The following is a 4007-nucleotide window of genomic DNA, read 5'->3' on the forward strand; positions in this document are numbered from 1 at the left end:
CCTCCCCAATTACCTGGGCTGGCGCCGCATGCTTGAGCGCTACCAGCAAAGCATTCGGCCAGTTCACTGCATCCAGGAGGCGGTAGGACGCACCGCGCAACACGCTATTGGGACATAGCCTTTTTTTTACGCTACCTGGGTGATGGTAAGCCTTACACCATAGTGTAAGGTTGTCTTGCATGACGCCGCTGGTCGTGCAAAAATAGCCTTACACCATAGTGTAAGGTAGAATTTATGACTTCCAATCCTCAGCTGTTTTGCCCAATCCGCGGGGCTCTCAAGGCCAAGCTGAAAGCTAAAGATGGCCTCACCTTCACAGAAGAGAAGCGCCGCATTGAGTGCATCAATTTTCTGCTGTCGAAGGGCTACCCGGAGGACCGGATTGAAGCTGAGACAGTGGTTCTTAGGTTTGGGCACGCGAAGAAAAACTCCTTGCGTGCTGATGTCGTTGTGTATGACAGGCCTGTGGCCGCTGTGAAATTACAGCCGGAAGAGAGGCGACGGGAGCTCATGAAGATCGTGGGGGAAATCAAACGCGACTCGGCAGATTCTGAGTCAGCGAAGGAGCATCAGCTAAAGCCTGCACTGGATCTAGCTTCAGCGAAGGATTGTCTTGGAATCTATTGGGATGATGTCGAGCAGACTGTCTTTTTCAAAGAAGATAAAGGTACGCATTATGAGCCAAAAGAGGCTTCGATCGCGATGCTTCCTGCATTTGGGTCAAGCTTTGGTGGTAATGATATCAATTTCAGCGACCTAAAGCCTGCCTTTGATCTCGTCAAAAGATTTGATCGTTTGGACGACACGCTGCACCAAGCGGGTCATTCTAAGGATGATCGATATCAGATTTTGTTCCAAATCCTTCTCCTCAAAGTTTTTGATGAGCAGAGCCAGAAAGCTAAAAATGGAAGGATGATTATCCAGGATTTCAGTGTTCACAATTATTTGGATGCTGATGTCTTGAAGATTTTTGAAGATGGCCTGGGTAAATCGCTGGTTATGTATGGCCCGCTCTTGCCCAAGAAACCATCTACTAAGATTGGCTGCACTGGAGCGACTTTGAAGGAGGTGTCGAGGATTCTATGCGCGATCAATATTCTCGATTCATCTCCTCAGGTCATACAAGATTTCTTCATGTATTTCGGAAGGTTTTTGTATAAGGTCGATCTTGGGCAGTACTTTACACCTTACGAAGTGATTGAACTTATCGCGAAGCTCGTAAATCCGAGTTTTGGGGATGTGGTGAGAGATCCTGCTTGTGGGACATCAGATTTTTTGGTTGGAGCAAAGCGGGTTGCTTTAGATCGTCATGGGGTTGATATATCTTCGCAGCTCCATGGTGTAGATACTGCTGACATGGCTGTCAATCTTTCTGTGTTTAATATGATAATTAACGGCGCGGGTGGGGCGCACATTGAGTCTGGTGATAGTTTAAAGGATATCAAGAAGCACGAGGGTAATTATACTGTCGCGTTGTGTAACCCACCATTTGGTACGAGAATTGTTGAGAAGCGAAAAGATGTGCTTGCCCTGTACGAGCTAGGTACTGAGGAAAAAGGTGGGAAGCGTGTTCCTTTAAAATCCCAGGAAACCGGAATTCTTTTTGTTGAAGTGTGCATGCGTTCGATTAGGCCGGGAGGGCGGGTAGGTATCATTTTGCCTAATGGGTACTTGGGTAATAGGAGCCCTCGCTATACGGAATTTAGAAGGTGGCTGCTGCGCCAAGCGCGAGTTGCTGCTGTGGTTGGATTCCCCCGGTTCACCTTTAAGAAGTCTGGTGCAGATGTGTCTGCCTCAGTTGTGATTTTGGAGAAGCGAGAGGAGCCGTTGGCTGAGGCTTCGGATAGTGCTGACTTTCCTATACATTTTAACTTGGTCGAAAAAGTAGGTTGGGATCTTCAAAGTAATAGGTCTGGTCGCGTTTATAAACGTGATCCCACGGATGGTGCCGTTATCCTGGATGCGGATAATATGCCTATTCTTGATGCGGACTTTAATCGTGTCGCTCAAGAGCTATACTCATCTACGGTGGTGGATGCTTTCCCGTGGCTCGCGAAGGGGGTATCTGAGGCCTGCTCTTCAGATAGCTGGGTTGTTCAGGCGTCAGGGGTAATTGGTCGTGCTGACTTGTGCCTTGATCCGAAGTTTTGGTGTCCTAAGCATCTCAGTGTTTGTAATGCTATAAGGTCACTGGAGCATTTCTCTGTCGGCGATGTATTGAGGCCTGTGGTCAGAAGGTTGAAAAAGCAGGCGAGTTCGGTCTATCGCTATGTGGAAATTGAAAAAATATATGAGAACTTTGGTGCATATATTTCTGAAGAGTATTTTGGTTGGGCTTTGCCAGATCGTGGAAAGCAGTTTGCTGCTCCCGGCGATGTTTTTATCGCTAACATCTGGTCAAGTGCTGGTAAGTGGATGATTGCTGGGGATGAGGCAGGGGATGGGAATCTTGTTGTTACAACTGGGTGTACTCACTTCGAGGTAATCCCAGGACAAGAGCATTTGCTACCTGACCTCGTATTTGGGCTTTGCTCGGAGGCATTCCGAGTCCAAATGCGTGCTAGGGCAACAGGGTCTGACGGTTTATCCTCCGTTGCTGTTGAGGACATAACCAAGATTGTCCTTCCGAGAATCACTTCTGCTGCCGTGCGGACCTCAATTGAGGAACGGATAAAAGAAGTTCGGGATGGGCATATGGTGTTGTCGCGTGTAGTACGTGATGAACTTGAATCTCATGCACCTAACGCCAACATCCCTCCGCGCTCTGCGCACGTCGTGCAGGTGTAATCACGAGGGGGGCTCCTACCCAGCTAGGGGTTCCCCTTTTTGCTGCTTATCTCTAGATGATTTCATCATCTACTTCCGTTATTGCCTGGCGGGACAGCGCTAGCGAAAGGTTCGTGATTCCGTCTGCCTTGCCGCGGACAAACTCACGATCAGCCGCAACGGCGGACTTGTAGGCGAGTTGGACGCCTTCGAGCTTGTCTGTCATGCGCTTCCAGATCTCGCCCAGCAGGCGCTCCGCGAAGGCTTGGACGCAGAATGGGCGGCGGTCCCTCGGGCGGCGGTCGATCACGGTTGCGATGGCCGCGCCCAAGACGAGGTCGCCGGTCATGATCGCGGTACGGGCGGCGGTTTCGAGTTCGACTGGCCCGGCTCCTTCGAGTTGCTGCATCAGGTGAGTGCGTTTCGGATCGCCCAAGGCGACACGGCCTAGCATAGTTGCGGGCGAGGCGTATACGCAGGCGATGGCGGCGGCCTCCGCTGCATAGTCTTGAAGACCTTTGAGCATCGCGGCGCGGTCAGCCTCGGAGGAGGCGATGAGATTGCGGTGAATGTTGGCGGCCTTGTTCGCGGCGGCCTTCTTGGCGAAGGCACGAGCGGCGGCGCGGTCCTCGGAGGCGGCGGAGGCGATGATATCGTCAGCCTCGCGGGAATACTTGTCTCGGGCTTCGAGGGCGGTTGCTTGCAGCTTCTCGATCTTGCGCGAGAAGGCAGTCGCCGTCTCGGCAGCGCGGTCGCTGAGGTACTGGGCGCGCTCCTCGTTGAGCAACTCGACCCGGGGAACGGTGTTGAAGTCGATGGTTGCCATGTCGGGATCCTGTCTCAGTTGTCACAACCGGGAGAGGCCCAAAACACGTAACCGGCGGGGCTCATCCCAACCAAAGCACGGGCGCAGCAATGCCTACGCTTTCGATAAGAATATGACCCGCTTCCAATTCAAGGAAAGAAAAATAATTTGTACATCAATGACTTAACTTTACTTTTCGGGCTCTGTGGGGCGCAGATGATGGCCCGCACCAGCGGGCGGCTGGGGTCGGAGCGGCACTGCATACGTACGAATTGACGCGCGCCGCTCCGGGGCGTCTCCTGAGCCCGGACTGTAGTGGTCTACTGATCCCGGACACCGATTTAGGCGAAAATCCTCGCCGTGAGAGAGGTGTCTGATGAGCAAACAACGACGTACGTTTTCCGCCGAGTTCAAACGCGAGGCAGCCGCCTTGGTG

At 52.1% G+C, this 4007-nt stretch carries 2 protein-coding genes and 1 pseudogene; 2 read left to right on the forward strand and 1 reads right to left on the reverse strand.

Annotation, left to right across the window (positions count from 1 at the left end; all coding sequences use genetic code 11):
- Together AB5S05_RS21880 and AB5S05_RS21885 are read left to right on the forward strand one after the other, a co-directional pair.
- Nucleotides 1-118 (forward strand): annotated as a pseudogene (locus tag AB5S05_RS21880) (IS1595 family transposase); the annotation flags it as partial.
- 116 nt (nt 119-234) lie between these two features.
- Nucleotides 235-2787, forward strand: a complete 2553-nt coding sequence (locus AB5S05_RS21885) for an HsdM family class I SAM-dependent methyltransferase (protein WP_369289613.1) — start codon at nt 235-237, stop codon at nt 2785-2787.
- Between the two features lie 52 nt (nt 2788-2839).
- Here the strand turns inward: AB5S05_RS21885 and AB5S05_RS21890 are convergent, their stop codons facing one another.
- On the reverse strand, nt 2840-3592 hold the full coding sequence (locus AB5S05_RS21890) for a hypothetical protein (RefSeq protein ID WP_369289614.1): 753 nt from the start codon (nt 3590-3592) through the stop codon (nt 2840-2842).
- Between the last annotated feature and the right edge of the window lie 415 nt (nt 3593-4007).

The sequence above is a fragment of the Pseudomonas zhanjiangensis genome, from assembly GCF_041027545.1.
In the GTDB taxonomy this organism is placed as follows: domain Bacteria; phylum Pseudomonadota; class Gammaproteobacteria; order Pseudomonadales; family Pseudomonadaceae; genus Aquipseudomonas; species Aquipseudomonas zhanjiangensis.

Bases quoted from the DNA above. Each gene is read 5' to 3' on its own strand.
- AB5S05_RS21885 (WP_369289613.1), top strand. From the start codon at position 235: ATGACTTCCAATCCTCAGCTGTTTTGCCCAATCCGCGGGGCTCTCAAG.
- AB5S05_RS21890 (WP_369289614.1), bottom strand. From the start codon at position 3,592: ATGGCAACCATCGACTTCAACACCGTTCCCCGGGTCGAGTTGCTCAAC.